At 69.3% G+C, this 26,620-nt stretch carries 22 protein-coding genes and 2 pseudogenes; 11 read left to right on the top strand and 13 right to left on the bottom strand.

Annotated features, from left to right (window positions below; all coding sequences use genetic code 11):
• Positions 1–40: 40 nt before the first annotated feature.
• Complete coding sequence (locus tag ACFWBQ_RS25060; RefSeq protein ID WP_385494896.1) at positions 41–1,135, bottom strand: lytic polysaccharide monooxygenase; 1,095 nt, start codon at positions 1,133–1,135, stop codon at positions 41–43.
• A gap of 296 nt (positions 1,136–1,431) precedes the next feature.
• On the bottom strand, positions 1,432–1,755 hold the full coding sequence (locus ACFWBQ_RS25065) for a cellulose binding domain-containing protein (RefSeq protein ID WP_385494906.1): 324 nt from the start codon (positions 1,753–1,755) through the stop codon (positions 1,432–1,434).
• 509 nt (positions 1,756–2,264) lie between these two features.
• Here ACFWBQ_RS25065 and ACFWBQ_RS25070 point away from each other — a divergent pair.
• Complete coding sequence (locus tag ACFWBQ_RS25070) at positions 2,265–3,587, top strand: S1 family peptidase (protein ID WP_385494912.1); 1,323 nt, start codon at positions 2,265–2,267, stop codon at positions 3,585–3,587.
• A gap of 194 nt (positions 3,588–3,781) precedes the next feature.
• Here the strand turns inward: ACFWBQ_RS25070 and ACFWBQ_RS25075 are convergent, their stop codons facing one another.
• The 3 genes from ACFWBQ_RS25075 to ACFWBQ_RS25085 form a co-directional block, all read right to left on the bottom strand.
• Positions 3,782–5,452, bottom strand: coding sequence for a nickel transporter (locus tag ACFWBQ_RS25075; RefSeq protein WP_385494917.1), 1,671 nt, complete (start codon positions 5,450–5,452; stop codon positions 3,782–3,784).
• Complete coding sequence (locus tag ACFWBQ_RS25080) at positions 5,449–6,759, bottom strand: tetratricopeptide repeat protein (RefSeq protein WP_385494924.1); 1,311 nt, start codon at positions 6,757–6,759, stop codon at positions 5,449–5,451. Before ACFWBQ_RS25080 ends, ACFWBQ_RS25075 begins: the two co-directional genes overlap by 4 nt.
• Before the next feature lie 210 nt (positions 6,760–6,969).
• Entirely contained in the window at positions 6,970–8,517 is a 1,548-nt protein-coding gene (locus tag ACFWBQ_RS25085; protein WP_385494931.1) for a DUF4331 domain-containing protein, read from the bottom strand.
• 979 nt (positions 8,518–9,496) lie between these two features.
• On the opposite strand from ACFWBQ_RS25085, the gene ACFWBQ_RS25090 reads away from it, so the two are divergent.
• Positions 9,497–9,697 (top strand): DUF5988 family protein, encoded by a 201-nt coding sequence (locus ACFWBQ_RS25090; protein ID WP_385494938.1) that lies wholly within the window; start codon positions 9,497–9,499, stop codon positions 9,695–9,697.
• Between the two features lie 574 nt (positions 9,698–10,271).
• Here ACFWBQ_RS25090 and ACFWBQ_RS25095 read toward each other — a convergent pair.
• Positions 10,272–11,363 (bottom strand): glutamate--cysteine ligase, encoded by a 1,092-nt coding sequence (locus ACFWBQ_RS25095; RefSeq protein WP_385494945.1) that lies wholly within the window; start codon positions 11,361–11,363, stop codon positions 10,272–10,274.
• A gap of 370 nt (positions 11,364–11,733) precedes the next feature.
• Here ACFWBQ_RS25095 and ACFWBQ_RS25100 point away from each other — a divergent pair, with 370 nt between their 5' ends.
• The 3 genes and pseudogenes from ACFWBQ_RS25100 to ACFWBQ_RS25110 all read left to right on the top strand — a co-directional run.
• Positions 11,734–12,408, top strand: a complete 675-nt coding sequence (locus ACFWBQ_RS25100) for an HAD family hydrolase (RefSeq protein ID WP_385494951.1) — start codon at positions 11,734–11,736, stop codon at positions 12,406–12,408.
• Between the two features lie 206 nt (positions 12,409–12,614).
• Positions 12,615–13,391, top strand: a complete 777-nt coding sequence (locus ACFWBQ_RS25105; protein ID WP_385494958.1) for a VOC family protein — start codon at positions 12,615–12,617, stop codon at positions 13,389–13,391.
• A 113-nt stretch (positions 13,392–13,504) separates the two neighbouring features.
• Positions 13,505–13,956: pseudogene (locus ACFWBQ_RS25110) on the top strand (LLM class F420-dependent oxidoreductase); the annotation flags it as partial.
• 132 nt (positions 13,957–14,088) lie between these two features.
• Here the strand turns inward: ACFWBQ_RS25110 and ACFWBQ_RS25115 are convergent.
• The gene (locus ACFWBQ_RS25115) at positions 14,089–14,415 is read right to left on the bottom strand and encodes a plasmid stabilization protein (protein ID WP_385494966.1); all 327 of its coding nucleotides are present in this window, start codon (positions 14,413–14,415) and stop codon (positions 14,089–14,091) included.
• A gap of 298 nt (positions 14,416–14,713) precedes the next feature.
• Between ACFWBQ_RS25115 and ACFWBQ_RS25120 the strand changes: the two are divergent.
• The 3 genes and pseudogenes from ACFWBQ_RS25120 to ACFWBQ_RS25130 all read left to right on the top strand — a co-directional run.
• Positions 14,714–15,072 (top strand): annotated as a pseudogene (locus tag ACFWBQ_RS25120) (transposase); the annotation flags it as partial.
• Positions 15,073–15,394: 322 nt separating this feature from the next.
• Positions 15,395–16,420, top strand: a complete 1,026-nt coding sequence (locus ACFWBQ_RS25125; RefSeq protein ID WP_385494973.1) for an NlpC/P60 family protein — start codon at positions 15,395–15,397, stop codon at positions 16,418–16,420.
• A gap of 386 nt (positions 16,421–16,806) precedes the next feature.
• Complete coding sequence (locus ACFWBQ_RS25130; RefSeq protein WP_385494980.1) at positions 16,807–17,250, top strand: SRPBCC family protein; 444 nt, start codon at positions 16,807–16,809, stop codon at positions 17,248–17,250.
• Between the two features lie 152 nt (positions 17,251–17,402).
• On the opposite strand, the gene ACFWBQ_RS25135 is transcribed toward ACFWBQ_RS25130, so the two are convergent.
• Positions 17,403–17,816 carry a hypothetical protein gene (locus ACFWBQ_RS25135; RefSeq protein ID WP_385497048.1) on the bottom strand — a complete coding sequence of 138 codons (414 nt, stop codon included), beginning with the start codon at positions 17,814–17,816 and terminating at the stop codon, positions 17,403–17,405.
• Between the two features lie 193 nt (positions 17,817–18,009).
• Positions 18,010–18,615 carry a GPP34 family phosphoprotein gene (locus ACFWBQ_RS25140; RefSeq protein ID WP_385494989.1) on the bottom strand — a complete coding sequence of 202 codons (606 nt, stop codon included), beginning with the start codon at positions 18,613–18,615 and terminating at the stop codon, positions 18,010–18,012.
• A 671-nt stretch (positions 18,616–19,286) separates the two neighbouring features.
• Here ACFWBQ_RS25140 and ACFWBQ_RS25145 point away from each other — a divergent pair.
• The 3 genes from ACFWBQ_RS25145 (at position 19,287) to ACFWBQ_RS25155 (ending at position 22,533) form a co-directional block, all read left to right on the top strand.
• A complete protein-coding gene (locus ACFWBQ_RS25145; RefSeq protein WP_385494997.1) occupies positions 19,287–19,547 on the top strand; it encodes a hypothetical protein in 261 nt (86 codons plus the stop codon).
• 474 nt (positions 19,548–20,021) lie between these two features.
• Complete coding sequence (locus ACFWBQ_RS25150) at positions 20,022–20,441, top strand: hypothetical protein (RefSeq protein ID WP_385495002.1); 420 nt, start codon at positions 20,022–20,024, stop codon at positions 20,439–20,441.
• Positions 20,442–20,451: 10 nt separating this feature from the next.
• Entirely contained in the window at positions 20,452–22,533 is a 2,082-nt protein-coding gene (locus tag ACFWBQ_RS25155) for a CHAT domain-containing protein (RefSeq protein WP_385495007.1), read from the top strand.
• Here the strand turns inward: ACFWBQ_RS25155 and ACFWBQ_RS25160 are convergent.
• From ACFWBQ_RS25160 to ACFWBQ_RS25175, 4 genes are read right to left on the bottom strand one after another with little or no spacing between them, the layout of a single operon-like run.
• Positions 22,505–22,939 carry a tetratricopeptide repeat protein gene (locus tag ACFWBQ_RS25160; protein ID WP_385495014.1) on the bottom strand — a complete coding sequence of 145 codons (435 nt, stop codon included), beginning with the start codon at positions 22,937–22,939 and terminating at the stop codon, positions 22,505–22,507. The two genes, ACFWBQ_RS25155 and ACFWBQ_RS25160, sit on opposite strands and share 29 nt — an antisense overlap.
• Positions 22,936–25,578 carry an Hsp70 family protein gene (locus tag ACFWBQ_RS25165; protein WP_385495021.1) on the bottom strand — a complete coding sequence of 881 codons (2,643 nt, stop codon included), beginning with the start codon at positions 25,576–25,578 and terminating at the stop codon, positions 22,936–22,938. Before ACFWBQ_RS25165 ends, ACFWBQ_RS25160 begins: the two co-directional genes overlap by 4 nt.
• Positions 25,575–26,192 carry a hypothetical protein gene (locus tag ACFWBQ_RS25170; RefSeq protein WP_385495025.1) on the bottom strand — a complete coding sequence of 206 codons (618 nt, stop codon included), beginning with the start codon at positions 26,190–26,192 and terminating at the stop codon, positions 25,575–25,577. The genes ACFWBQ_RS25165 and ACFWBQ_RS25170 overlap by 4 nt, the downstream gene beginning before the upstream one ends.
• Positions 26,176–26,619 (bottom strand): hypothetical protein, encoded by a 444-nt coding sequence (locus tag ACFWBQ_RS25175; RefSeq protein WP_385495031.1) that lies wholly within the window; start codon positions 26,617–26,619, stop codon positions 26,176–26,178. Before ACFWBQ_RS25175 ends, ACFWBQ_RS25170 begins: the two co-directional genes overlap by 17 nt.
• Position 26,620 lies beyond the last annotated feature (1 nt).

Here is a 26,620-nt window from a genome sequence, read left to right on the forward strand (position 1 = left end):
CTCCCCATGATGCGGGAGCCGGCGCTGCGTTCGTCAGCGGCTACGGATTGACGCAGCCGATCGAGCCGATTGGGAAGTTGTTGCCGGTCGATGTCGCCGTGAACCCGAAGGTGACGCTACCGTCCGGCGGGATGGTCCGGTTGTAGTCGAGATTCTTGACCGTGAGCGTGCCATCGGACCCCGTGGTCAGTACACCGTTCCACACGCTGCTGACCTTGGCGCCCGCGCCGGGCGTCCACTTCACGGCCCAGCCGTCACGCGCCGTCGTGCCGTGGTTCATGACCTCGACAGAACCCTGGAAGCCGCCGCTCCAGGAGTTGGTCACGTTGTAGACGGCCATGCACCCGGAGTGCGGGTCGGTCGGCGTCGGCGTCGGGTCCGTCGGCGTCGGGTCCGTGGGCGTCGGAGTGCTGCCCGAGCCGCGGATGCCGGTCACTTCGCCGTTGCCGCCGTCGAAGACGACGTCGGAGCAGGAGAAGAAGTTCTCCTGGCTGTCCGAGCGAACCCACTGGATGAACATCACCGCGTCACCCGAGCGGCCCGAGGGCAGGTTCAGATCCCAGTAGTAGTGGCCGCCGTCCGTGCCCGGCGAGCCCGTCTGCTGCGGGTTGGTGACGGTCTCGATCAGCTCCAAGTCGTCCCAGCCCAGCTCGGTACTGGGCGAGTAGCCGGGCTTGGTCAGATACACCCGGAACGAGCCCGGGTGCGCCGCCCAGTTGCTGTGCTTGATCTGGATCGTGTTCCCGGACGTCAGGTGCGTCCGGGGCCAGTCGGAGCGGGCTGCGTTGTATCCGGTGAAGTTGTACGGCGACCGGTCACCGGCGCTGCACAGCTTTCCGTCCGGGACGTAACCCGCCCCTCGCCCACCCGCGTTGGAGTCGAGCACGGCGAACCAGTTGTACAGCGCGGTCGCGCCACTCTCGTTGAGTGCGGCCCTGCACGCCGGGTTGGTCGGGTCCAGAGCGCCGGTGCTGGTCTTGGCGTCCAGCGAGCAGAGGTAGGTACGCGATCCCGGCGTCATCGTCACGCCGTGCGCCTGTGCGTTGCCCTGGCCCATTAACGTCAGGGCGATCCCGCCGAGCAGCGTCGCTAGCACCGCCGCCAGGGAAACAAGTTGATTCTTGCGTCGAGCCATGGTGTCTCCTGTGCCTGTGTGGGGATTGACTTCCGGTTGGGCTTGTCTCCTGCGGTTACCGTCCGGTGAGGGAACCCTCGCCCGTCCGGGGAAGGCGCCCGCCTGACGGGCGAGGAGTCTGGGGGTGGCGTGCGTGGATCCGGCGGATGGGGTGCCCAGGCGAGCTCGGCGGCAAGGTAGGTGGGGATGGGCCGGGGCGTCGGTGTGGGCGTGGCAGTTGTACGGCTGTAGTCGTCGGCCTCGTCGAAGGCGGACCGGACGGACTTGGTCATGCGCCGGATCGTGTGCGGATCAGTTCACGCGCAGCTGGTCGCGTTGAGGCCGAGCCCGGACGGCTGGGCGAGCACGCCGCTGTCGTAGCCGTGGAAACCGAACGTCTGGCTGGCACCGGCCACGATCCCGGCGTTGTGCGCGAGGCCGGGCGCCGTCACGGCCCCGGAGGCGGGACTGACGGTGGCATTCCACGCGTTGGTGATCCGATGCCCGAAGGCAGGGTGCAGGACAACTTCCAGGAGTCGACAGGGGCCGAACCGGGCCCCGGCCGCGACGGTTGCGGGAGCGATGAACTGCGCGCCGAGGAGGCTGCGCGCGGTACTCGGGCCATGCGGTAACGCTCGCATGCGGGGCCTCTCTAAGAGGAATGACCGGATGGGGCGATCACGGAATCGGGAGCGCACAACGGCCTCATATGGGAGCGCTCCCATCCGCTGGTTCGTAGGGGACTGTAGGAGTGTTGCTGTGTCCTGACAACCCATCGGAACAGAATGCGTCGAACGGATTCCGAAGGGGCAGGTCAGGGGCGGCGAAAGGATACGACGGCGCCTTTCCGGCACGTGCCGGCTTGGGAGCGCTCCCGAGACCTTCCCCCGGAAGATTCCGACGACCCCACGAACACGTGCCGCCGGTGGACGTAGAGGCGTGGGAGCGAGCGGGAAACTGTTCGCCTGAAACCGAGTCGTTGAACCGCCTTCCCGGTAGCGGGGCTTGATCCGCTTGGGCCCTCCCGTCGAGCGGCAGTCATAGCCGGGTGAACGGGACGGCAGGGTGGCACGTATGGGGAGAGGGCGCTGAATCCCGCGGTCCCGGGCGTCGGTGACGCCGTGTCCGAACGGTTTCGAGGGGGCGACGGATGAGGCACGCACGACGCAGCCTGCAACGGATCGCGCGGCTGGCGGCCGTCGGCGGACTGATCTGCGGCGGGCTGATGATGACAAGCGCCGTGGCGAGCGAACCCTCTGCTCCGGCAGACGGCGGAGGCGGCACTGCTCTGCCTCCCGAGCTCGGTGCGAGTCTGGTCTCACGGCTCGGTACTTCGCGTACTGCGGGCAGTTGGATCGGCTCCGACGGTCGCCCGGTTGTCGCGGTGACCGATGCAGAGGCCGCGGCGGAGGTCGGACGGGCAGGGGCGCGCGCCAAAGTCGTCCGCCACAGCATGCGCCGCCTCCGCTCGGCCACCGATGCCCTGAGCGGAGCCCCCCGGGTGCCCGGCACGGCGTGGGCGGTGGACTACTCGTCCAACCGGATCGTCGTGCATGCCGACAGCACCGTGTCGGCCGCGGACTGGTCGCGCATGTCGGGCCTTGCCGAAGAGATCGGCAGCTTCGTGCACATGCAACGGACCAGGGGATCGTTTTCCACCAGACTCAACGGCGCCGACCCGATCTTTGCCCGCAACGGACGCTGCTCCGCAGGATTCAATGTGACCGACGGTCGGCGAAATTTCGTCCTGACGGCCGGTCATTGCGGTCAACGCGGAACCACCTGGTTCCAGGACGCAACGGGTACCCGGCAATTCGGCACCACAACGGTCGGCAACTTTCCCGGCAGCGACTTCTCGCTCGTCGAGTACGGGAACGGCGACGTTTCCGGTGCACGGAGTGTCGTCAGTGTCGGTGGTGACCAGGAGGTAAGGATTACGGGGGCCGCCGACGCCGTCGTCGGCCAACGGGCCTTCCGTAGTGGCAGCACCACGGGGGTACGCTCCGGCCGGGTGACTGCGTTGAACGCGACGGTGAATTACCGCGAGGGTACAGTGACCGGCCTGATAGAGACTACGGTCTGCGCCGAACCCGGGGACAGCGGGGGGCCGTTGTTCGCGGACGGGCTGGCTCTCGGCGTGACGTCCGGGGGCAACGGCGACTGCACCATCGGCGGTATTACGTACTTCCAGCCGGCAACCACCGCGATGGCAGCCCTCGGGGTGAGACTGACCGCTGACACCACCGCTGTCGGGAGCGGCAACAGCCCGGTCCCACCGCCGTCTGCCGCAGGAGACGTCGCGCCGGGATCATCCGCGTTTCCGACGTCCGTCGGATTCATAGGCCTCCGGACCCTCACACCGGGCCTGCTGGTCATCGCCGTGAGTTTCCTCGGGCTGGTGGCAACCGGCTCGATCCGATCGGCTCACCGGCGAAACAGCTACCGCCGCCGGTACTCCCAAAGCTGGAGCTGATCGTTCGCAGGCAGCCCGTGGTGGGCAGATGGCGCGCTCGCCTCCCCGCCACTGCCTGTGTGGCCGGGGCGAGGACCGGCGCGCCGGATGATCCGCCGCCCTCGTGAGCCTCACGAGGGCGGCGGATCATCCTGGGCCCGGCGGATCGATCGCGGCTCTTGGTGCGATTTCACGCCCGGCCTGTCCGTACTTTCTCAACTCAGAGTGGCTGCCAGCCCTCTGAACACCAGTCCGCACCCGAGCGCCAGGACGACGGCGGCCGTGGCGAGCGGTGCCATGCGGTGGGCACCTGCGAGTACCCGGCCTTGCGGCCGCTGCGCCAGCCTCCGCGCTGTGGTCTCCCGCAACCGCACCACCACGAACCCGGCTCCCGCGAGCGTGAGCGCCAGCCCGCCTCCGTACGACAGGACCAGCAGAAAGCCGAACCATGCCTGGCCGAGAGCGCCCGCGCCGATGAGCACGACGACGGCGGAGGGACTCGGGACCAACCCGCCGGCCAGGCCGAGGAGGATCACGCCGCGCAGGCCGGGGGCGGGCGGCATGTGGCTGTGGGAATGGCTATGGTCATGCGCATGGCCGTGATCGTCGCCGTGCGTGTGGCCGGGACCCGCCGGAGCGTGGGCGGGGGCCGGGGTTTTGCCGCCGTGCTCGTTTCGGCGCACAGCCGTGAGAGCGGGAACCCGCTCTTCTCCGTGCCGGGTTCCGGTGTCCTCACCGTGCTCGTGTGTGTGGGCGCGCTCATGCCCGTGGGCACGGCCTCGGTGATGACCGTGGCCGTGAGGGCGATGGCGCAGACGCCACCCCCTGCGCAGCAGCAGCGCCCCCGCGACTGCGACCAGGGTGCCGCTCGCGATGCCCAGCCAGGACACCACGGTCGGCGCCGCCGCCGAGCCGGCGGTGATCAGGGCACCCAGGGCAAAGACGCCCAGCGTATGGGTGAGAGTGACCGAAGCCCCCAGGGTCAGCATGTCGCGCAGGGAACTACGGCCGCCCGCTGCTGCGGCGGCGGCCATCATGGTCTTGCCGTGCCCCGGGGCCAGCGCGTGCATGGCACCCAGCAGCAGGGAAGCTCCGAGCGCCAGCGCGGCGAAGCCCACGGTCAGTTCGTGCCGGGCGACCAGTCCGGTCAGCGCCTGCGTCCAACGATCGGTTCCGCGCGGCAGCACGCCCGTCGCCGGGGAACCGTTCACCTCGTCCTCGCTCCCGGCCGGCGGCGCCGACCCGCCGGGGCGGACCGTGAAGGTGGCCGACCGCGAGTCGGGCGGTGAAGAGAGCAGATCGTCGGGATAGGCGGTCAGCCGCCGGGACCGGGTGGCGTCGGGCACGCCCGCCCCCGAGATCATCATCCGGTCGCCCCGTGCGGTGATCTCCCGCCACCCGACACCGGTAGCTACGTCCGCCGGGCGGTACGAGAGTCGCAATCGCGCGCTACCCGGCAGCGGCGCCGTCATCTCGCAGGTCACGCGCAGCGTCTGCAACCCCGCCTGCCCCGCACGCACCTGCGCTTTCGCGCTCCCCACCGAGACGGAGACCCCTGTTCCGCCCGCGCCTTTGCCCCCGACCGTGAGCCGAGCGCCCTCGGCGGCCGCCTCGCACCGCGTCCGGGCCCATGCCGACAGTTCGTCCGGCTCCAGCCGGTTGTCCCGGTCGGCGTCGATACGGTTCCGTTCCTGCGAGGCCGGGATCTCAGCCAGGTCCTCCACATGGTCCACGCCGAGCTTCCCCGGAACGACGACAAGACCGTCGTACTGGTTCACGGTGAAGTTGCCCAAGGGGTGTGCTTGCGCCGCCTGGGCGGGGAGCAGAGCCAGCACAGTGCCCGTCGCCAGCGTGGCGAGAGCGCAGGCGGCAGTACGGCGGATCATGAGTCACCCCGGGGCCGGGTCAGCGCCGACAGGGCGGATGCGGCGTCGCGGGCTCCCGTGGGTGAGAAGCCCGGATTCAGATCGAGCGCGGCGCGCAGATCGCGGCGCGCGGCTCCGTCGTCGTCGAGAGCGCGCTCGATCATGCCCCGGTGAAAGAGGAAAGAGGCGTTCCGATAGCCGGGCGACACGGCGGTCGCCTTCTTCGCGTACGTCAACGCCTCCTGGTCCTTGCCGTTCGCGTGCAGTGCCCAGGCGAGAGCGTCCGCCGTATGCACGCTCTCGCGGCGGGTCCATTCGGCGCGCGCCGACTTCAACGCCTCGGCGGCGTTGCCATGGTCGGCCTCGATGAGAGCGGACTCCAGATCGGTGGCGACGCCATTGGCGCGGGCCAGGCGGGTCCAGGTACGGATGAGCGTGTACTGCTCCGCGGCCTGCCGGCGCTGTCCGCCCCTCTCGTACAGTTCGGCGAGGGCGGCGAGCTGCCCAGGCAGCGGGTAACGGCGTACGACTCTCTCGAGATCGCTCACCGCACGTTTTCGCTCGCCCAGTGCGGCATGTGCACGACCTCGTCCTTCCAGTGCCGGTAGGTTCTCCGGTTCGGCGCGCAGAGCGGTCGCGAAATGGTCCAGCGCCTGACGGAACTCACCCTGGGACCAGGCGAGGTGGCCGAGCGATGTGGCGGCATAGGCCACATCGGCGGTACTGAATGCCGAGGCCAGCGCCCGCAGCAGCACCCGACGTGCCCCCTTCACGTCGCCGCGCAACTCCAGGACGTACGCGTACCGTGTGAAGACGGGTATGCCGGGGCGCCGCTGGTCTGCGAGCTCCACCGCTTCCAGCGCCTCGTCGTAGCGGCCGAGTTCGACCAGGGCATCGACCCGGCTCGCCAGCGCCCGCTCGCTGTACGGGTTCACCCTCAGCGCCCGGTCCACCAGGCTCAACGCCGTTTCGAAGTCGTGGCGCGCGGCGGCCAGGGCCGCCTGCCCGGCGAGTGCCGCGTCGTTCTCGTCGGCGGCACGCAGTTTCAGCGAACGCTCGAACGCCTTCTCGGCCTGCGGATACCGTGTCGGATCACCGCTGGTCCGCGCCTGTTCGATATACGCCGCGCCCAGCGTCGCCCACCCGGTGGCGTCCCGGGGCTGCGTCCTGAGGTGTCGCTGCAAGGTGGTGATGCCCTGGGCGAGCTCCCCCATGGCCAGCTGCTCGACGGGCACGTCCGCCGTGAGCACTCGCCCGGCCTGCTCGGACGGCGCCGCATCACCGCCGGCCCCGGACGCCACCGAGGTGACCGTGAGTACGAGAGCCACCGCCACGACTGCGGAGACGCGCCAACGCCCCGGCCCGTGCCGTCGCTGACACCATCGTGCGAACCGCGGCTTGCGTACGGGCATCGGTCTTGCCTTCCTCGTTCTCGGTGGGTGGTTCGGCAGCGTCGCGGGGAAACGCATGACGCCGGCGGATTCGTCGTCAGTAAGAGGTCGGGCCGCCGATGCACCTGACAGCCCGACGGCTGGAGGTCAGCCGAGCCAGGACCGGTGTCCGGTACGACGGCGGGAACGCAACCACCCCGTGCCGAGGCCGACCAGCAGCACCATCGCGGCCCCCGATCCCGCGGAGGCGAGCATCACCGTGTCGTCGTCCCACGATGCGGTGATCGAGGACATTCCGCCCGTCAGTCCTGTGGCGTTCGTCTTCGTGGCCACCTCCGCCGCCGTGACGTCTGAACCGGCGGTGGGCAGGGCCACATACGGAAAGCTGTTTCCGAATTTCTTGTCGTTGGCGTCGACGGCGTCGCCCAGGTCGTTCTTCGAACCGACGAGCTCGCCCTCGACGACCTGCAACGCGATGTCCAGCACGTCGTCCGTCAGACGCCGTCCGTTGGGGAAGCCCGCGTTGTCGCCGTCCAGCACACCCAGCCGCTTCGGCTCCGCGACCGGTTTGATGGACGTGTTGAGGCGCAGCATCTCCGATGCCTTGACGCCCGGAGGCTGGTTGAGGTCCTTCACCCCGGTCAGGAACACCGAGACAAGATCGTCGCGCGGCTCCGCCGGAGCCTTGATCTTGTAGATCCCCTCGATGAGTTTCGGCAGCTCGGGTTCGGTGACGTTCGTCAGGAAGTCGCCGTCGTTCTCGGGCGACGACGCGTTGAACCTGTCCTTGTCCTTGACCGGATTGACGACCTCGTTGACCAGCGGCATGCCGAGCCGCGACACCCGCGTCCAGTCGCCGTAGGCGTTCTTACGCTCCGTCGTCGCATAGATGCCGACCACCGGCTGCTCGGCGGACTCCCGGATGTACGAGTTCGGTACCTGAAGGGCGATCGTGTTGACGTTGTAGCCCTTCAGCGTGTCGTTGCCGACCTCCGACAGATCACCGCCGTACAGGAGGTCGAAGACCCGCAGGTCGAGGAAGAACGGATCATCGGCCTGACCGGCGAAGGCCTTGAGCCCGCCGGCGATTTTTTGCACCGCCTGGTCGCGCAGCGCCTGGTAGTTGGGCATCGACGCCTTGCCGACGTTCGATGGCGCGACCGGCAGCCCCTTCGCCAGCGGGTGGCGCGAGGCAGGCTTCCCGTGCTGCAACCGCAGCAGCTCTATGTCGTATGTCTGAGTGAAGTTGAGGTCCGGATCGGTCAGGTCTTCCACCGCACCCGTGTTGTAGAGGAAGGTGCTCTCGTTCTTGCGGTGGTCCTTGAAGGTGAACCGGTACAGCAGGTCATCCTGGGCGTCACCGTCGCTGTCGACGTGGATGTCGTAGCGGGCGTCGTTGGCGAACGTGTAGAAGTTGGGGCCACCGGCCGGCTCCTGGAACGGCAGCCAGTTCGCCACCAGCGTCGTCGAGTCGGGATGATCGGGGCTGACGAACGCGTACACGTCCGTGTTGTCGAACTGGGGCTGCCCGGAGATCAGGGGTGCCTCCCGGTGGCTCGAGGCTGTCGCCGTCTCCGCCTCCAGCATGCCCACGCCGGCCGCTGCAAGCCCTCCGGCGGCCAGCGCACCACAGGCGACCAGAGCAATGCTCCCGCGCCCCCGCCAAGTCCGCCCGCTTGATGTCGTTGCGGTCATCTCGTCCATCCTTCATCGGGCATCGGTCCGTTCCGGCTTGCTCGTAGCTCCAGTACGTGCGCCGCACCGGTCTTGTTCGGTCCTGACCGAAACGAGTTCGGCTGCATGCCGACGGCAGGAGGGAGGCGAGCATCGGGGAGGGGGTCAGGTGGGTCGGCGAGGACCGACACAGCACCGATTTCGGCCGCCCGCGCCGCCGAGACGGCGCGGCGGCCGTGGCGGGGTGGTGCCGGCTGAGGGCAGGAGTGCGGCGGAGCCCGGCGGTAGCCGCTCGAGCTGGGAAGGGATGCTACGGCGGATGATGCGAAACGCAATTCAGTGAGGAGACGCGGTCGGTGTCCACGGCTGGGCGGGCAAGCGCCGAACCGGCGGATCGCATGGTGAACCGCAAGCTAGGCCCACAGTTCCTGCCGGACGCTCTCCGGCGTGCGGGACCTCTAGTGCGCGCCGGGGCCGAGGTGGTTTTGATCTCGTCGAAGACGAGCTCGATCGCCAGCTCTTAGAGCGCGACCAGCTCGGCGGCCGGGTACTTCTCGGCGTCCAGCAGAGTTGTGCCCAGCTCGGCGACCTTGTCGCCCTTCGCGAAGGCGATGACGCGGCTGATGGTGTGCCGGGACAGGGCCCCCCTTCCCGTGCTGCGCGGAGCCGCGCTTCCTTGCCCGGTCGCGCCATCGACAGGTATGAGCCGTCCGGAAGTTCCTCCTGGATGGTGCCGAGGTGGGTCGACCGGAGCCTGGCCAGCAGGTTCGCGCCGGTCTCGGTGAAGGCGTGGGCGGACTCGGCCGACCGATCACCGCGGTCGGCGATGAGCAGGTCGCCGGGGAGCCGGGGGAGCCGGGGGAGCCGGTCGGCGGGTGGGCGAGCCTGCGTTCGCCGTCGCGGAAGCCGTCGAGGGGCATGACGTGGGCCGCATCGCACCCGTGGTGAGAGCCGAACCCATGGGGATTGAAAGCCTGCAGTCCGTGGGAGGACTTGGGGCATGAACGCACACGCGGTCCTCGAAGGTGGCCCGGACGACCTGCCGGAGCGGATCATTGCGATCACTCCTCCGGAGGTCGAGGTGAAGGTTCCCTTCAGAGGCGGTTACGAACATTTCAAGGCGGCATCCCGGTACCAGGAGACCCCCAAGGGCAAGCTGCCGGTCTACGAGTGGTGGGAGCGCACAGAGATCGCCGAGTAGGTTGTGACCGCGCCTCCCCACCTGCTTCTGTGCCGTCCTGGTATCGGCCGTCTGCGCAACAGCGGGCGTTGAACCAGACGGCCTGCCCGCCACCTGTTCGGGTGTGACCTCGGGATCTTTCCTCCGGGTCGCGCTGCCGAACTGTTGCGGCACAGGACTCCGACGGGATCACCACATAGTCGTACGCCTCGGGGGCCCGGCTCAGAGGCTCCGACAGCAGGTGCGCGATCGGCTGGGCGCGGGGTCTTTCGGCGCGTCGGCGAGATCGGACATCACGAGGTCACGTTGGCGCGAGCGCCCCACCAGCCTCGTGCCCGTGATCCCGCGGCGGCCCGCCCCCGGCGATTCTGGAGCCTGCCGCCAAGGGCCTCTGGCTGCGGCTCTGTCGGTATGCGCTGTGGGCGTTACGGGCGATACGTCGGGCTGGGCAATGATGCGGCACGGGCCCGCGGCTCGGGCCTCTGACACCGCTCTATCCCTTCGCGTCCAGATGTTCGTGGATGCTTCGGCCCGGACCGACCATCCCACCCCCCGTCGGCCACCCCCCAGCGGGGGGGACGAGGCAGTTCCGGCGTCAACCGTGCGTCCTGGACACGCACTCGGCCACCGTGTCACGGAGACTGCCCGTACGGGCGAGTGCCTCCCGCTGGGTCCGTGCCCCCGTCCCGCGCTCCAGCACCTTCTTGAGCGCGGTCTCGGCCGATGCGAAGTCGCCGCTGTCCTCCAAGGCGTCGCGGACGTGCGCGAGCAGGGCGCCCACGACATCGGACGCGGGCTCGGGACGCATGGTCAGGGGATGGAGCAGTTGCCCCTCCAGCCCTGAGCGGCCGGCTTGCCAGGCGGCCATACGCAGAACACCTACCCCGACCGGGTCGGGCGGCCCTCCTTCGGACCAGCTGCGTGCCGCTGTCTCCACCAGCCCGCGCACGAGCGTGGCGAGCAGCGCGGCGTCGGCCGGATCCAGGCACACGTCCGCCACTCTGACCTCGACCGTCGGGTACCGGTGCGAGAGCCGTGCGTCGAAGTAGATCATTCCCTTGTCGCGCAGGACTCCCGTGTCGACGAGTGCCTCGACCTGTTCGTGGTAGCGGTCCGCGGAGCGGAAGATCTCGACCGGTCCGGCCGACGGCCAGCGCCCCCAGACCCTGCTCCGATAACTGGCATACGCGGTGTCGCGGCTCTGCCAGAAAGGTGAATTGGCACTCAGCGCGAGCAACACGGACAGCCAGGGGCGTACGCGGTCCAGTACACCGATGCCCTCCTCGTCCGAGCCCACCGAAACGTGCACGTGGCATCCGCAGGTCAGCTGCTCCTGTGCGGTCAGACCGAATTTCTCGGCCAGCCACCGGTACCTCTCACCCCTGCCGATCGAGGGGCCGGCCGGCAGAGGCGCAGTCGCAAGGGCCGCCACGGCAGCCCCGGCCTGTGCGGCACTCTTCGCCGCCTCGGCCCGCCAGCGAAGGATCTCGTCCGCGAGTTCGCGCATGTCGGTGCGCGGTTCGGTGGCGAACTCCACTTGCTGGTCATGGAGCTCCGGCTCGAAGACCGAGTCCCCCTCCGCACGGCGTTCCGCGAGGGCCAGCACAGCCGTCGACAACGCACGGGGCTCACCGCTCTGTTCGTCGACGAGCAGCAGCTCCTCCTCGACACCCACCGTCCGCACCATCGTGGCCTCCCGAGCCCGGTCCTGCCCGCCGCCACCGCCGGGCTGCCTGTCCTGTACTCACCAACTTCCCCGCGCTCTCGGCTTCACTCGAGCAGGAGGCCCATCAAGCGCTGGCTTCAGTCCTCCGTCTTGCAGCTGAACGGACCAAACCCCGCTCGCGCAAAGGCGGCCCGCTTCTTGATGCGCATACCCGCCGTACAGCTCTTACGATTGGGGGTTTCTCCTCTTCATCCGGACCTCGCACGGGCCGCACTTCGCATGATGGAACGGCACATGGGCGCCCGCGTATGTGCTGCCGAGGCGGTCGATTCCGACTGCCGGCCGCGGTGCCGCACACCTTCTGCGGACAGCTGCTCATGAAGGAAGGGCCATGGCGCCTGCTGCACTGTTCGATGTGGACGGAACACTTGTGGACACCAACTACCTGCACGTGACCTCGTGGTGGGAGGCGTTTCGACAGGCAGGCCACACGGTGCCGATGACTGCGGTGCACCGAGCCATCGGACTCGGCTCCGCCGACCTCGTCGAGCACCTTCTCGGGCCGGGGCGGGACCGCGAGCAGGATGCGCGGATCGGCGCCGCGCACTCGGCTCTGTATGCCACGTACGTCGAACGGCTACCGCCTCCGGAAGGGGCGGCGGATCTTCTGCGCGCCCTGTCCGCACGGGGCTGGACCGTGGTCCTGGCCACGTCCGCATCCGGTTCCGAGCTCACGGCCCTGAGGCGGGCACTCGACGCGGACGACGCCATCACCGACACGGCGAGCGCCGACGACGTCGACGAGGGGAAACCCGCTCCGGCGCCGATCCGGCACGCGATGGAACTCGCCGGTGCAAGCAGCGACGAGACGGTGTATGTCGGCGATTCCGTGTGGGACATGAAAGCGGCGACCGGAGCGTCGGTGGTTGCTGTGGGCCTCCTGTCGGGCGGAATACCCCGGGCGGAGCTCGAGCATGCCGGGGCGGTGGAGATCTACCGCACTCCCGCAGATCTTCTCTCCCACCTGGAAACCAGCGTCATCGCCCGCATCGGCGCATCCGGCTGAGCCGGATCCGGCGGCAGTGGGGGATCGGACGTGAGCGTCGTCGCGCCGAGGTGCGGGACAGCGGGGACGGGGGCATCGTTGTTTCCGGAGCGGTCACCCCGGAATGCCTTGTCGGCTGTCCAGATCGGGCGGTGGGGGCGACATGCCCCTGCCGAGTCAGGATTGCCCGCCTCTGCCGTCGTTCAGTCCGGGCGAAGGAGCGTCGGATGTCGGCCCTCGAGAGGATCACGCCGGTATGCGGGGCGCCCTGCTGGGTGAATTTGGCGGCACGGGATCTGCACGCTGCTCAAGACTTCTACGCCGCGGTCATGCACTGGGAATTTCACCCCAGCAGCCTCGGCAATGACTTCTCGGTCGCACTCGCGCACGGCAGACCGGTCGCCGGAATCGGGCGTTGCCCGGGCGGCGACGGCCCTTCTGCCGTCTGGATTCCGTACTTCGCCGTGAGCAGTGCTGACGGGACAGCGGACAGAGTCAGGGAACGCGGCGCCACACTCGCAGTGGGCCCGATTCCGTTGGGCGACGGGCGCGCGGGGGTCGCAGCCGACCGGGAGGGGGCCACGTTCGGCTTCTGGGAGGGATCGACTCCGGCCTGGTCGGCGGGGGAGGGGGCGCCGGCTCGGTTGGACCTGCAGACCCGCCACGCCTTCGAGGCGGCCATCTTCTACGCAGAGGTCTTCGACTGGGCGGCCGGACCGTCCGGCAGCTGTACCGTCGACTACGCACAGGACCACGTGCTCATCAAGGTCGGTGGGCGCACCGTGGCCACTCTGCGAGGCGGAGCCACCGATGCCGATCCGGACCCCAGGGCCCGGACACGGTGGATCGTGGACTTCTTCGTACCGGACAGTGAGCAGACCGCGGCCGCCGCCGTTGCTCACGGCGGCGAAGCGACATCCGTACCTTCGCCCGGTGATTCCTCGAAGACCACGTTCGTGATCTGTGACGCCGAGGGTGCCCTCTTCTCCGTCTCCGGTCGATGACACGGCTCGGCCCGGTCCGCCCGAGGACTCGTCTGTTCCGTCGACGGACCGGTTACCTGGTCACTGGGCCATTGATCTGAACGTGCGTTTCGGCAGCGCAAGATCGGAAACTCGTCTCCTACGGGCGGTCGTGCGCAATCGCGGCCGCCTGGCGGATCTTGTCGTCGCCGCGGAGCCCAAGCCGGAACTGCTGAGGGGCTTCGACCGGCACGGCGGTGCCGGAAAGCCACGGGTCGGTCAGCTTCCGGTCTGCTACGACCCCGACCGGGACGCGGCGGTCGAGCGGGCGCACGATCAGTTCCGCTGGTCGGTCGGCGGGTGGAAGATGAATTCCGAACTACCGGGCCCGGCCGCCTTCGACCAAGCCACTCAGTACGTCCGGCCCGAGGACGTCGCGCAGTCCGTCCCGTGCGGCGACGACGTCGAGGAGTTCGTCGCAGCGGTGCGCACCTGTACCGAGGCAGGGTTCACCGAGGTCGCACTCGTCCAGATCGGCGGTGCGCACCAGCAGCCCTTCATCCGCTGGGCGAAGGAGAAGCTCCTGCCCGCCCTGCGCGCACTCTGAGTGGTTCTCCGGCCTGGTTGCCGAGCTTTCGAGCCGAAGATCGCCTCGCATGTGCGGGACGAACACGCAGGAAGGCGCCCCCGGCCCGCCCGCAAGGACGGAAACGGCCTGCGGGCGCCGTACTGCGGCAGCTCAGCGGCCGACGGCCTTGAGGAGCTGTTCCTTGTTCATGGTCGAGCGGCCCTCGATGTTCTTCTTCTTGGCCTCTTCGTACAGCTGGTCCTTGGTACGGCCCTGCGCACCCTTGTGCGAGCGCTCACCGCCACGCTGCGAGGCCGACTTCGGGTCGCGTGTCGACGTCTTGCTCGCCGTCTTCGCCTCCCCCGAGCGGGCACGCTCCTTGTTGACGGTGCGGGCGGCGATCTCCTTCGCGCGCTTTTCGGACGTGCCGCGCTTCTCGGCGCTCTCCTTGACGTGCTCGTACTGGCGCTCACGCTTGGGGCTGGATCCTGCCGGCATGGCGTTCTCCTCCTCGTTCTCTTCGGGGGTCGGCCCAGAAGTGCACGGGTCTGACGGCACGGGGACGAGGCGCCGCCCACCCTCCCGGTTACCGCTGGTGCACGTCGGAAACATGGCACCCGCGACAGGTTTGTGCCCGCCGGGCTGTGCGCTCGGGTGACCTCGGGTGCGTGTACGAGTTGGCAGACGGCCGCATCATGGTCGTTCCCGTGGAAGCCAGGGCTCAGGCGATGGAGGCGTCGATCCCGTGAGATCGGAGTCTCGGGACGAAGGGCCGCCTATCAGGAAGTTTCCAGCGAACACCCACGACAGCCAAGTGCTGAAGCCCGTGATCCGGGGCCACCGAACGAGACACGACCTTTACCGAGGTCGCCGCTTCAAGCCCCAACGCCTCCACGCAGACAAGGCATACGACGTCCCCCACCTGAGAAATGGCTTTGGGGCAAGCACATCGGGGTGCGTATTGCCCGCGAAGGAGTCGAGTCCACTGGACGGTTGAGATGCCGCCGACGGGTCATCGAACGCACGATGTCCTGGCTGACCGGCTACCGCAGAATCAACCATCGACACGAACGCCACCCCCGCAACTGCCTGGCCTTTCTCGGACTCGCCGCAGTCCTCTGCTGCTACAAGCCTCTCGCCCGACTCACCGCATAGGACACGGACTTGGGCGCCGTCACCGAACAATGTCACGTCTTCCCAGATCGTCGCCAGTACAGAGTCCCGCCATGCCTTGGCGTCCACGGTGGTGTCAGGCACCGGGCGGGTCGCTGCGATCACGAGCTCGGTGTCGGCGTCTTTCCTGTGAAGATTGCGTAGATCACGAGACGGTTACTAGAGTCAGGCCTCGAACCTTCGCACGATTGATCACCCATCCGGGGTGGCAGCGAAGGAACCGCCGAGTCCGTGACGTGCACGGAGCCGGGGATCCAGTCCCCACAGCCCGGTAGGCGGCTCGAGGAAGAAGGAGCTCGCCTTCATGGCGTCCCACCGTCGTCCCAAGCAGCCGAGCCGCACCCGCGTGACCGTGCTCACCGCGACCGCAGCAGCAGCAGTGGCCTTGACCTCCCAGGCCGCACACGCCGACCCCAAGCCGACCAAGAGCGAGGTCAAGGCCAAGGTCGACAAGCTCTACCACGAGGCCGAGGCCGCCACCGAGAAGTACAACGGGGCCAAAGAGCAGCAGGACAAGCTCAAGAAGCAGGCCGAGGCGCTCCAGGACAAGGTCGCCCGCGGGCAGGACGAGCTCAACACCCTGCGTCGGGAGCTCGGTTCGCTCGCCACCGCGCAGTACCGCTCCGGTGGTCTCGACCCCTCGGTCCAGCTGCTGCTCTCCTCGGACCCGGACAGATTCCTCGATCAGGCCTCCGCGCTCGATCAGCTGACGGCCAAGCAGGCCGAGTCGCTGCAGAAGGTCCAGGCGAAGCAGCGCACCCTCGCGCAGCAGCGCAAGGAGGCGCAGGGCAAGCTCAACGATCTCGCTGATGTCCGCGAGACGCTCGGCAAGAGCAAGAAGAAGTTCCAGGGCAAGCTCGCCGACGCCCAGAAACTGCTCAACACACTCACAGCCGCCGAGCGCGCAAAGATGTCCGAGGACGAGCAGCGCGTCAGCCGTGCCGCCGGCGACCGGGTCGACCTCGGCCACGAGGTCCCCGCATCCGCACTCGGCGCCGCCGCCCTCCAGGCCGCCGACACGCGGGTGGGCAAGCCGTATGTCCGCACTGCCACGGGCCCCGACTCCTTCGACTGCTCAGGCCTGACCCAGTGGGCCTACGCCCAGGCCGGTGCCCAGATCACCCGCACCACATACACCCAGATAAACGAGGGCACCCGCATCGCGCGCAGCCAGTTGAAGCCGGGCGACCTGGTCTTCTTCAGCAACACCACGCACGTGGGCCTCTACGCAGGCAACAACACCGTGCTGCACGCCCCGTACCCAGGCGCTTACGTCCGCTACGAATCGATGAACACCATCGGCAGCTTCCAGGCCGCAGTGCGCATCTGATCACGCCCGAGCGGACACATCTGTGAGGACGGCGGGGCCGACACTGCCGCAGGTATGGACCCATCCCGGTGGCGGGCGGGTGTCGCCCTCGGGTGGAGACTGCGAAGGCCGGTTCGCGGCGGACGGGTCGCACGTTCGGGCGCTCAAAGGCAGCGCCACCCGCGTTGTCGACTCCCTCCCTGCATGGTGGCGGTTGTGCGAGCACGGGACGCCAGGCGGCCGCGCCCTCGATGGTGCGCACCATCCGTCACCGGGGTCTCCCGACTGTGAGTGCGGCCGGGCGTCGGCCGGTGCGATCGAGGGGCGGAGGGGCATGCGTGTGCTGCCGACTATCGGGTAGGCGGCAGCGCAAGGCGTAACCGAGCGAAAGAAGGGGTTGTTTCCTCATGTCCTCCTCCCTCGTCGAAACCGTCGACATCAAGGCGCCGGTCAGCGTCACCTGGGCTCTGTGGAGCGATGTGACGCAGTGGCCGAAGTTTCTGAGCCATGTGCGACGGGTCGATCCGATGGACGAGCGCCGATTCTCCTGGCAGTTGTCCCTGCCGGGCGCCGACAAGAGCTTCGTCGCGGAGCTCACCGAGGTCGTCCCGCAGGACCGGATCGCCTGGAAGACGATCGAGGGTGTGCATCACGCAGGCGTGGTCACCTTCCACCGGCTCGACGACACCTCCAGCCGGGTCGCCCTGCAGATCGAGTACGAACCCAGCGGATTCGTGGAGCACCTGGGTGCCCTGACCAACCTCGACTCGGCACTGGCCAACTACGACCTGGGCGAGTTCCAGAAGCTGGCCGAGTCCACGGCGGCGGGTGACGGCCCTCGGGGTCTGTGACCACGGCCCGCTCGCCGGGGCGTGGAGTGCCCCGCAGGCGGTAACCGCTTGTGCGCACCTCCGAAGTGCGCACGGGCGGTTTCGTCTGTTGCGTGCGCAGGCAGTCCGCCCCTGCCTGGAGCAGGGGCTTCAGGGTGACCTGAGGACCCGGGTCAGTAGGAGATCACCATGCGGGCGGACCGCCTCTCAACGACGTAGCCGTCGGTGAGTTCGTAGTCCGGAGTGCCCGCGGGGTACGGCTGATCACCGGTGCCGCGGTTCGGCCGCCGCCCCCACGCCGGGATCTGGACACACAGCCGCTCCGCGAGCGCGTGGCCGCACGGTCCGTTGCCGACGGCGCCGAGCCGGAAGCAGGGTTCCGCGCCATCCTCGCCCGTCCTGCGTTCCAGAGTGAGGGAGGCGATCGAGTCCCCGTCGACGAGAGCGGGGCCGGCGCGTCCCTTGTCGGACGCATAGGCGGGTAAGACGCCGATCTGGCAGCTCTCCGTCCGGCCCGCCGTACCGGAGTGCTGCCGCTGCGTTCCGGCGGCGGGCGCGATGTCGAGCACATGGTTGCAGATCTTCACGGTGCTCGCCCGAGGGAGCGCGCAGGCGATCCGATCGGGGGCTGCTCCGGCTGTTCGGGCGGTGTCTGTGGCCGAGGCGGGAGCGGGTGTTGGCGGGACCCCGACCGGAGCCGGTGCATGGACGCGCCATGGGCGCCGCCCGACGGCCGGGCGATCCCTCACCCCTGCCGTCGGCCTCGCCAGCGGACCTGACTCACGGTCCGCGCCAGAGGTTGGCGAAGGCCGCGTTCTCGATGGCCCGCCTCTGGCGTACGGCCTCCAGCTCCATCACCGCGTCGTGTACGGCGGCCACCACGGTCGTCACCGCCTCGTCGCCGAGGCCGGGCTCGTCGTCGGATCGTCCGCCGTCGATGCCCACCACGGAGGCGAGGGCGGCCAGGACGGGTTCCTTCTTCTCCCAGCGGTCGGCTGCCCGGCGGCGGCTGGGCGTGTCGACCGGTTCCACGTGTTCCGAGCCGAAGGGCAACCGGCCGCTTCGCTTCCGCGTCAGCTCGCCGTCCTCCTCCAGGACGGCCTGGTACGCGGCCGAGAGGTCTCGCCCCCGGCGCCACAGCCAGTCCTCGATCCGCTCGTAGGGCGGTTGCCGGGTGACCCGTGCCGCAGCCTCGCTGAGGAGCCGGTCGTCCGATATCGGCGGCCCGCCCGGCACGATGCGGTCCCCGTCCACGGTGACGGCCCCCGCGCCGAGGAGATCGATCAGCTCGGCTCCCGCGAGTGCGAGCGACAGGTCACCCTGTCCCACGGCGTGCTCCGGCGTCGGGTCCATGGCGATGATGAACAGGTCTTTCGCCGTAGTCATGAACGGCTCCCCTCGGAGACATCGACAAAGGTACGTCCCCACCGGCCCGGCCCGCCTCTGGAGCCGGTTCGCGGCGAGGCGACTGTCACGATCAGTATTACCTCCGAGCGGGCGGCCGAGCCCTGTCGCAGTGGTTCACATGAGCATCGGCGACGAGTCGACCGGTCACGGGCTGTGGTCGACGGAAGCGCGCGGGCCGTAGGAGGGGAGCCGGGCGGGACCGAGTCCTGTCGCGATCCCCGTCGACCTGTCGTACGGTGACGGCACCACGGGCCCCTTCGACCCGCCGGGTGGAAGAGTGCGCTCGAGGCGGCTCAACAGGCAGAACCAGTCCCTTGCGTTCGAGCTCGAACGCAAGGGTGCGAAGCACGTGACCACCCACTTCTACGGATCGGGCACCCACGGCTGGGCGTACGGGCAGCCTGAGTTGCAACTCCTCGCTGCCGATGCTGCTCCACGCGCTGCGAACCGGCGGCTGAGCGGCACTGTGCCGAGATCGTCCGCCCGGGCATCCCCGCCGCGCCGTAGCCAGCTGGGACGCGCCCCGGCCGGGCGAGGGAGATCGCAGGATCGTTACCGCTCCGGCGATCTCGTCTGCGTGCCGCGCCCGGTCCGGGTGTCCCGGAGCCGAAACCGCCCGTCGCCCCGTCTCCGCTGTAAAGATTCGGTCCGTGAACGTCAATACTCCTGGCCAGAAGGCCCGCGAACTGCTTACCCAGGCATCCCAGCACCCGGTTGCCAGTCCTCAGCGCGACGCGCTGGTAACCGAAGCCGCCGTGTGGGCACGGCTGGAGCACGCAGCCGTCATGGAGCATCACACGGCCGCAGCGGTCGACATCGAGTCCGCCCTGGTCTCGTTCGCCGACCCCGTGCGGAAACTCGGCAGCGAGGTCGGCAACCTGACCGAGCACATCAAGCTCGGCCAGAAGTGAGCGAGCACGCGGAGGGAGAACATCGCGACGGTCACGCGCTGGGATGACGGCGAGGCGCTGGTCTCGCGGCGGGCTGTCCTTCGAAACCGCTGAACGCCGACTCGGGGAAGGCCTCGCCCCCGCACTGTGCGCAGACGGCCTCCTCCGGACGCCGGACCGGGATGTCGACGCCGGCCCGACCGGCGGCCCTGCACCGCCGCCGGCCCCGTACGACCGCTGGTGACGTACTCGCCCGGGTTCGGTACGGGAGTGCAGGACTGCGCGCGATGTCTGTACGACGTGCATCCTCTCCGGAGAGAAGAGTGATGCCATCGGCTGCCAACTCGCGGCGGGCTTCGTGCACTCGGCGACCGATGTCCTGCATCGCCAAGCTGCTCCAGGCCGTGCGCCGTACCGCCTCCGCGCATGTGGCCGAAGAACTCCCGTACAGCGACGGTGCGTCATAGGGTTATGGGCAGAAGACGGAGGTCCTACGTGGTGGAGCGGAAGCCCGACGGAAGGTTCGCTTGCGAACTGGTCCTCAACGGGGATGTACGAGCGGATGCGAGTGCCGCTCTGGGCCGGAAGCTGTTCGAGAACGGGGCCGAAGGGGTCGTACCTGTCTACGCCGCACGGCCCGCGCCCGATCGGCGCTCGGGCGGTGTCGTCGAGGTGGCCACCCTCGTGGTGACCTCGGCCGGAACCCTGGTCCTGATCATCGACACGATCCGGGGCTGGCTGACCGGGGAGCGCAACACCCCTTCGGGGAACGGGTCGGGCGGGGCAGAGAGGAACGGCGGCGTCACTTCGATCACGGTGATCATGGGAGACGACCAGGTGGAGATCATTCAGCCCTCCACCGCCGCCGAGGAGCGGCTGGTCGAGGCGTTCATCCGGCGGCACAGCCCCTCATGAGCGAACCGTCATGAGTGAGCCGGCCACGCTGAACGTCCGGGTCACCGCACAAGGCATGACCGTTCGCTATGAATACGACCTGCGGGTCGGCAGTACCGTCGGCGACAGTCCTCCGCTCGAAATGGAGTACACGGTCGAGGTCGACCCGGGACTGGTGAAGGGCTGCCGCGCCCGGATCGACGAGGCTCTGACGAAAGCAGCTGCTGGGGAGTCGGACCCGGAGCCCGGCCTGGTCAAGGAGCTGACCAAGTGGGGCAAGCTGCTCTACGAGCATCTGTTCCCTCGTGTACAGGGCAATGTGGCCGAGCTGGTGACCCGGCTGCGCGCGTCGGTCGGCCCCATCCTGGTGCGTACGAACGAGCAGGAGGTCCCGTGGGAACTGCTGCACGACGGTGCGGACTTCCTCGGCCTCACACATGACCTCGGGCGCCGGTTGATGGGCAAGCGCCCCGTCGTCGGTGGGCGCAGCATCAGCGGGGTCGGCCGCGCGCTCATTGTGGGCGACACCCTCGGCGACCTTGCCTCCGCCCGTGAGGAGGTTGCCAAGGTCGCGGGGTGGCTGGGCGGCCGTGGTATCGAGTGCAAGGTACTGCTGGGGCAGGAGGCCACCCTGCTCGACGTCGTCACAGAACTGGCCTCGGAGGAGACGCCGTACGATCTCTTCCACTTCTGCGGCCACGTGGCGACCGGCTTCGGCACGACCGGACTGATGATGCGCGACCGTCAACTGCTCGGTGAGGTCGTCCTGCAGACGCTCTCGTCGCGTGGCGCGCCGCCGGTGGTCTTCATCAACGGCTGCGCTTCCGCCGGTGAGGGCGAAGTGGCCAACATGTGCATGTCCTTCATGGTGCTGGGCGCAAAGACCGTCGTCGGTACCCGCACCGATGTGGCCGACGAGGGCGCCTGGCAGTTCGCCGCCGAGTTCTACGGACAGCTGCTCGCAGGCAAGCCGGCCGGTGCCGCGGTCCGAGCGGCCCGCGTCGCGCTCCGTGAACGGCCGGACGCCGCCTGGGCGTCCTTCATCCTGTACGGCGACCCCGCCGCGGGCATCACCAAGAACGTGACAGCAGGCAACCCGCAGCCGCCTGAACCGCCCGACGACGATCTGACGACCGCTCTCGACCCCGACGCCCAGAAGCTGATGCGGCGGGTGCGCGCATCTGCCGCCGACCGGGCCGGGGTCTCCTCGGTCGATCTGCTGCAAGGGCTGCTCGGCGAGGCGGACATACGGCAGCGGATCGAGGAGAGCATCGGGGCGGACGTCATGGAAGCTCTCGACCAGGTGATCCACCAGGTTCTCAGCCGCAGCTCCAGCACGGACGGCAGCTCCAGCACGGACGGCAGCTCCAGCACGGACGGCAGCTCCAGCACGGACGGCGGCTCCGGTATGGACGGCGGCGCTTCCGGCACTGGTACGGCACACGGCAGCCTCCTGTCCGACACCGTCAACCGCGTGTTCGCGGACGCGGCCACCCGCGCCGCCGCGGACGGCAGGAACATGGTCAGCACGGCCGACATCACTGCGGCCTTCGTCGCCGTGGGCGGCGGCGTCGCCGCCCGGCTGCTGGAACTGTGCGGGGTCCCGCTGGCCCGGCTGCTGCCGGATAGCGGGACGGGCACCTCGGGCCAGGAGGTCCCGGCCCCGGACACGGCGGCGCTGAACGGCGACGAGCGGCTGCCGATGGACGACTTGAGCCGCAGCGCGGTGGGCATAGTGCGGCTCGCGAACCTGCTGGCCGACACCCGCGGCGAGGTGATCGGGACCTACACGCTCCTGCTCGCCTTCGGCGCGATGGGCAGCGAAGTGCTGCGCCGCGGCATGCACGAACAGGGGACGGCCGGGGAGCGAGCCTTCCGGCAGCTTTCCGGGATGCTCACCCCCCGGCGCCGTGACCTGTCCCCCCGTGTCCACGACGTACTGGACCAGGCTCGTCGGCACAGCGCCGCCGGGCGCACATCCGCCGGTCGCGTCGGCGAGGCCGCCATCCTCCTCGCCCTGCTCGAGGACGAGGAGTCGTCGGGGCGTGAGCTGTTGCGGAAGTTCGGGGTGGACCCCGAACTGCTCATCCAGGCCGTGAGCCGGGCTCGCTGACTTCGTCGGGCCCGCTGATCCCACTCGGTTCGGCGGGCTCCCCGGGCTCCCCTGGCTCCGCGAGCTGTGCGACCCCCCAAGTCGCCTTCGGGTCGCCCGGTCTGCGGTCCAGCACTTCTGTCCACTGCCGGTGTGCCTCGGAGCGGTCCCCGAGCCGGAGACCGGCCAGGGCCAGCGCATTGCGCGCCTCGGTGTCGCCGGGGCACCAGTGCACCACCGCGGCGAAACAGTCCCGTGCCGCCGCGAGGCGGCCCTCGCGTGCCGCGGCGAGCCCCTGGTTGAACAGGTACGCGGGATAGAGGTGCATCCGCGTGTAGCCGGACAGCGGCGTACGGCAGCCCGCGCAGACCTCCGCCCCGTACGCGTTCTCCTCGCGGCACAGGAGCACCGGGCAGCGGACGCTCATCGCCTCGGCCCCCGGTCGATGGCCTCGGGGATGCCGGGGCCGCGCCCTTCGTCGGACGGACCCCCGATGATGCTCTTCACCTGGATCAGGCGCTGGCGTTCCTGCGCCGCCTCCTGCTGGACCCGGTTCGGGTCCTGGGCGATGAGGGCCTGCAGGCCGGCGAGCCGCTGCCCGATGTCCTCCACGTCCTGCCGGTGCTGGGCCGTGGCGGTGCGGGAGGCCTGGACCAGCCTGCGTACCTCGCCGAGCATCTCCAGGGCGCTCTGCAGCCGGGACGCGGCCACCTCGGTCGGGGCGACCGGATCGTTCTCCTGCTGGTGCCGGTACGCCACCGTCCGGAGGTGGTCGACGACGTGCTGCAGCTGGGTGATGACCTCCGAGTACGATCGCTGGTCACCGGCGCCGAGGGCCCGCTCCCCCTGCTCCCTCTGGACTTCGACGGCCGCGGCGATCTCCCGTTCGTCGTGCGGGATTTCGGTCTTGGCGCTGATCGTGGCCACGTACCGATTGAGCTGGCCGCAGTCCTTGACGAGCTTCTCGAAGTCCGACCTGGGCGGCTGCAGAGCCCCGTCCTGGGGCTTGCCGACGGAGTCGGCGATCGCCTGCATCTCCTCGAACTCGTGACCCGCGACCGCTTTCTCGCCGCGGGCGAGGGCCTGGGTGAAGGCTTCCTGCGCCATCTCCATCTTGGCCTTCTTCACGTTCCGTTCGCCCGCCGGCAGGAACTCGACGCCCTGCTCGAAGGTGCGCTTCAGCTCGGCCACCTTCTCCTCACCGGGCAGCTCGGCCTCCGGCGGCACCTCGACGAGTGCCTCGAAGGGGTGGTCGCCGATGGAGCCGCGCACGGTGATGAGCGAGTGCACGTCCATCTCCACGTCGAGGTCGATGACCGTGCCCCTGGGGGTGGAGGACGGCACCGGCACGGTGATGACCTGGATCTGGCGGGCCTGCTGGTACAGCCGGAAGTCCACCGTGTCGGTGTCACCGGGGTGGCTGAAGTTGTAGCGCTCCTTGAACGGCAGCGACCGCAGCGCGGGGATCAGTTCCTCGCGCTCCGTACGCCCCTCGCGGGATACCTCCAGCAGGATCGGTTTGGCATTGATGGCCGCGCTGACCGGGTTGCCCACCGGCTTGGCCCCGGCGTCACGGTCGTGGACGACCGCGCGTCCGACGGTCGCCAGCAACTCCCCGTCGGCGTCGAGCACTTCGATGGTGAGCAGGCTCTGCGCGTTCGGTTGTACGGGAATGCGGGTGAACGCGAAGCTGCCGCCCGGCTTGAGCAGCGCCTCGTCCTCGTACTCCTCGGTGCTGAGCCGCACCGAGCCGCCGCTGAGATCGAGATCGGGGTCGAGCGCCTCGACCGTTCCGCCGACCACCGTACGGTCCGCGGCCGTGACCACGGTGCCGCGGAAGCCCACCCGGACCGTCCGCTCCTCGTTCAGGATGTCCAGGCCGCCCACCGCCGAGGCACGCACGGCGGCGCCCAGCGCGACGACCGTGTCCACCTGCTCGTACAACGGCTCGGTGCACTTGGCCCGCGGCGAGTCGGGGGCGGCAGACCCGGGGGCGGGCGAGCAGAGCCGGCTCCGCACCATCTCCCGGACCAGCGGCAGGTGGGTGGAGCCGCCGGCCAGGATGATCTGGTCCACGTCGGCCAGGGTGACCCCGGCCTCCTTGGTCGCCTGGTCGAGCGCCTCGTCGCAGTACTGGAAGGTGCGCTCCAGCAGAGGCCGGGCGATCTTCTCCAGCTGGGCGCGCTCCATCACGGTGTCGATGACGACCCGCTGCCCGTCCTTGTCCGTCAGCCCTCCGGAGTCGCGGAGCATGAATTCGGTACTGTTCGACAACCCCTTCTTCACGGACTCCGCGAGGGACTTCAGGCGCCGGAAGCGCAGCCGGTCCTCCGCGTCGTTCTCCAGGTCCAGGTCCATCGCCCAGTCGTCGTCCTGGATCAGCTGCTGGAGGTGGCGGGCGAGCGCGGTGTCGATGTCGTCCCCGCCGAGCATGGTGTTGCCGCTGATGCCGAGCACCCTGAAGTCGGCCGCCTTGCAGCGCACCACGCTCACGTCGAAGGTGCCGCCGCCGAGGTCGTAGACCAGGAAGGTGCCGTCCCGGGTGCCGGTCCGCCAGCAGTAGTAGCTCGCGGCGGCCGTCGGCTCGTGCAGCAGGTCCACCACCCGCAGACCGGCAGCCTCCGCCGCCTTGCGGGTGGCGTCGATCTGCGGCTGGTCGAAGTACGCGGGTACGGTGACGACGGCGCGGTCGACCACCCAGCGCACGTCCGGGGTGTCGAACTCCGCCACGTCCTGCTCGATCTGCCGCTTCATCTCCCGCAGGATCTCGGCCGAGATCTCCACGGGGGTACGCTGCTCGCCCGCCAGGGTCACCGTCCTGCGGGATCCCATGAGGCGTTTGACGGAGGTGATCGGCTCCGGCTCGCTGCCCACTCGCGCGAACGCCTTCCGCCCGACGACCAGTTCGCCGTTGTTCGGGTTGCGCCACACGCAGCTCGGCGTCGTGCGGGCGTTCATTCCGCCCTTGTGGATCACGATGTCGGTGTCGGTCGGGTTCATCACCGCCACCGCGCTGTTGGTGGTCCCCAAGTCGATCCCGACGGCCTTGCTCACGTACTGCGTCATGCGTCGTTCTCCGTTCCGGCGCTCAGCGGGGCGCCCATGATCACTTGTCCCAGCCGTACGACCGTGCCGCGGTCGAGCACGATCGGCTCGACGGTCTCCGCCACCACTTCGGCGGTGAACTCGGGCCCGTAACGCCATCCGGCGATGTCGACGACGTCCGCGACCGACTCGTAGGGTTTGCCGGTGGGGTCCTGCGTGGTGATGTCCATCGCGTGCAGCGGTTCGAGCACCTGTTTTCTGGCCACGTGCAGACGGCGGCCCAGTGCCTTGACACCCGCCGCCTCCAGCGGACCGGCCGCCTCGCGCAGCAGACCGTCCAACCGCGCTACGTGGACAGCCAGTTCGGTGAGGGTCTTGCGCGCCGCCGCCGACTCCTTCTGCACCCTGTTGCTCTCGCTCTGCAGGTCGGACCAGTACCGCTGGAGCAGCGCGGCCATCTCACGGCCCGGGCTGACGGGGTCCGGCTGCTCCGGCCCGCCGAGGCCTTCCGGCAACGGGCGCTCCTCGAACCCGTCCCAGTCGGACACGGTCCCTGGCGGGTGTGCTCCGGCGTCGACGGAAGGGGAGTCGGCGGCAGTCGAGTCGGTGGAGGTGGAATCAGCCGAAGAGGACATCACGCACCTCCAGCGGCGGCCGCTCCAGGCGCAGCGGCACCGGGGTGTTGTCCAGGGCGGGGCGGATGTCGACGGTAGGAGGGGTCAGCATCCCGTCCAGCAGCCGCCGGGCGACTGCGGTGAGGTCGAAGTCTGTCGCCCGTGGCGCCTCCGCCCGGCCGGACAACGCGTCGAACGCGACGGGAGGGCGCCCGTACTGCCTGGCGAAGTCCTCCCACCGCTCGCCGCGGTAGTCCGCGCCCGGCGCCTCCAGCAGTACGTGCAGCTCCCGGGTCTCCGGCAGGCCCATCAACTCGTCCTTGGCCCACTCGGCGAGCGCACCCGCGTCCTGCGCCCCGGTCACGGCGAGCTCCCGAAAGCGCTCTGCCACCTCCTCGTCGCTCGCCGACACGGGAAGTCCGAGGACATGGAAGGGATTGGGCTTCATA

Origin of the sequence: Streptomyces sp. NPDC060035 (assembly GCF_042736635.1) — a bacterium.
GTDB lineage: Bacteria > Actinomycetota > Actinomycetes > Streptomycetales > Streptomycetaceae > Streptomyces.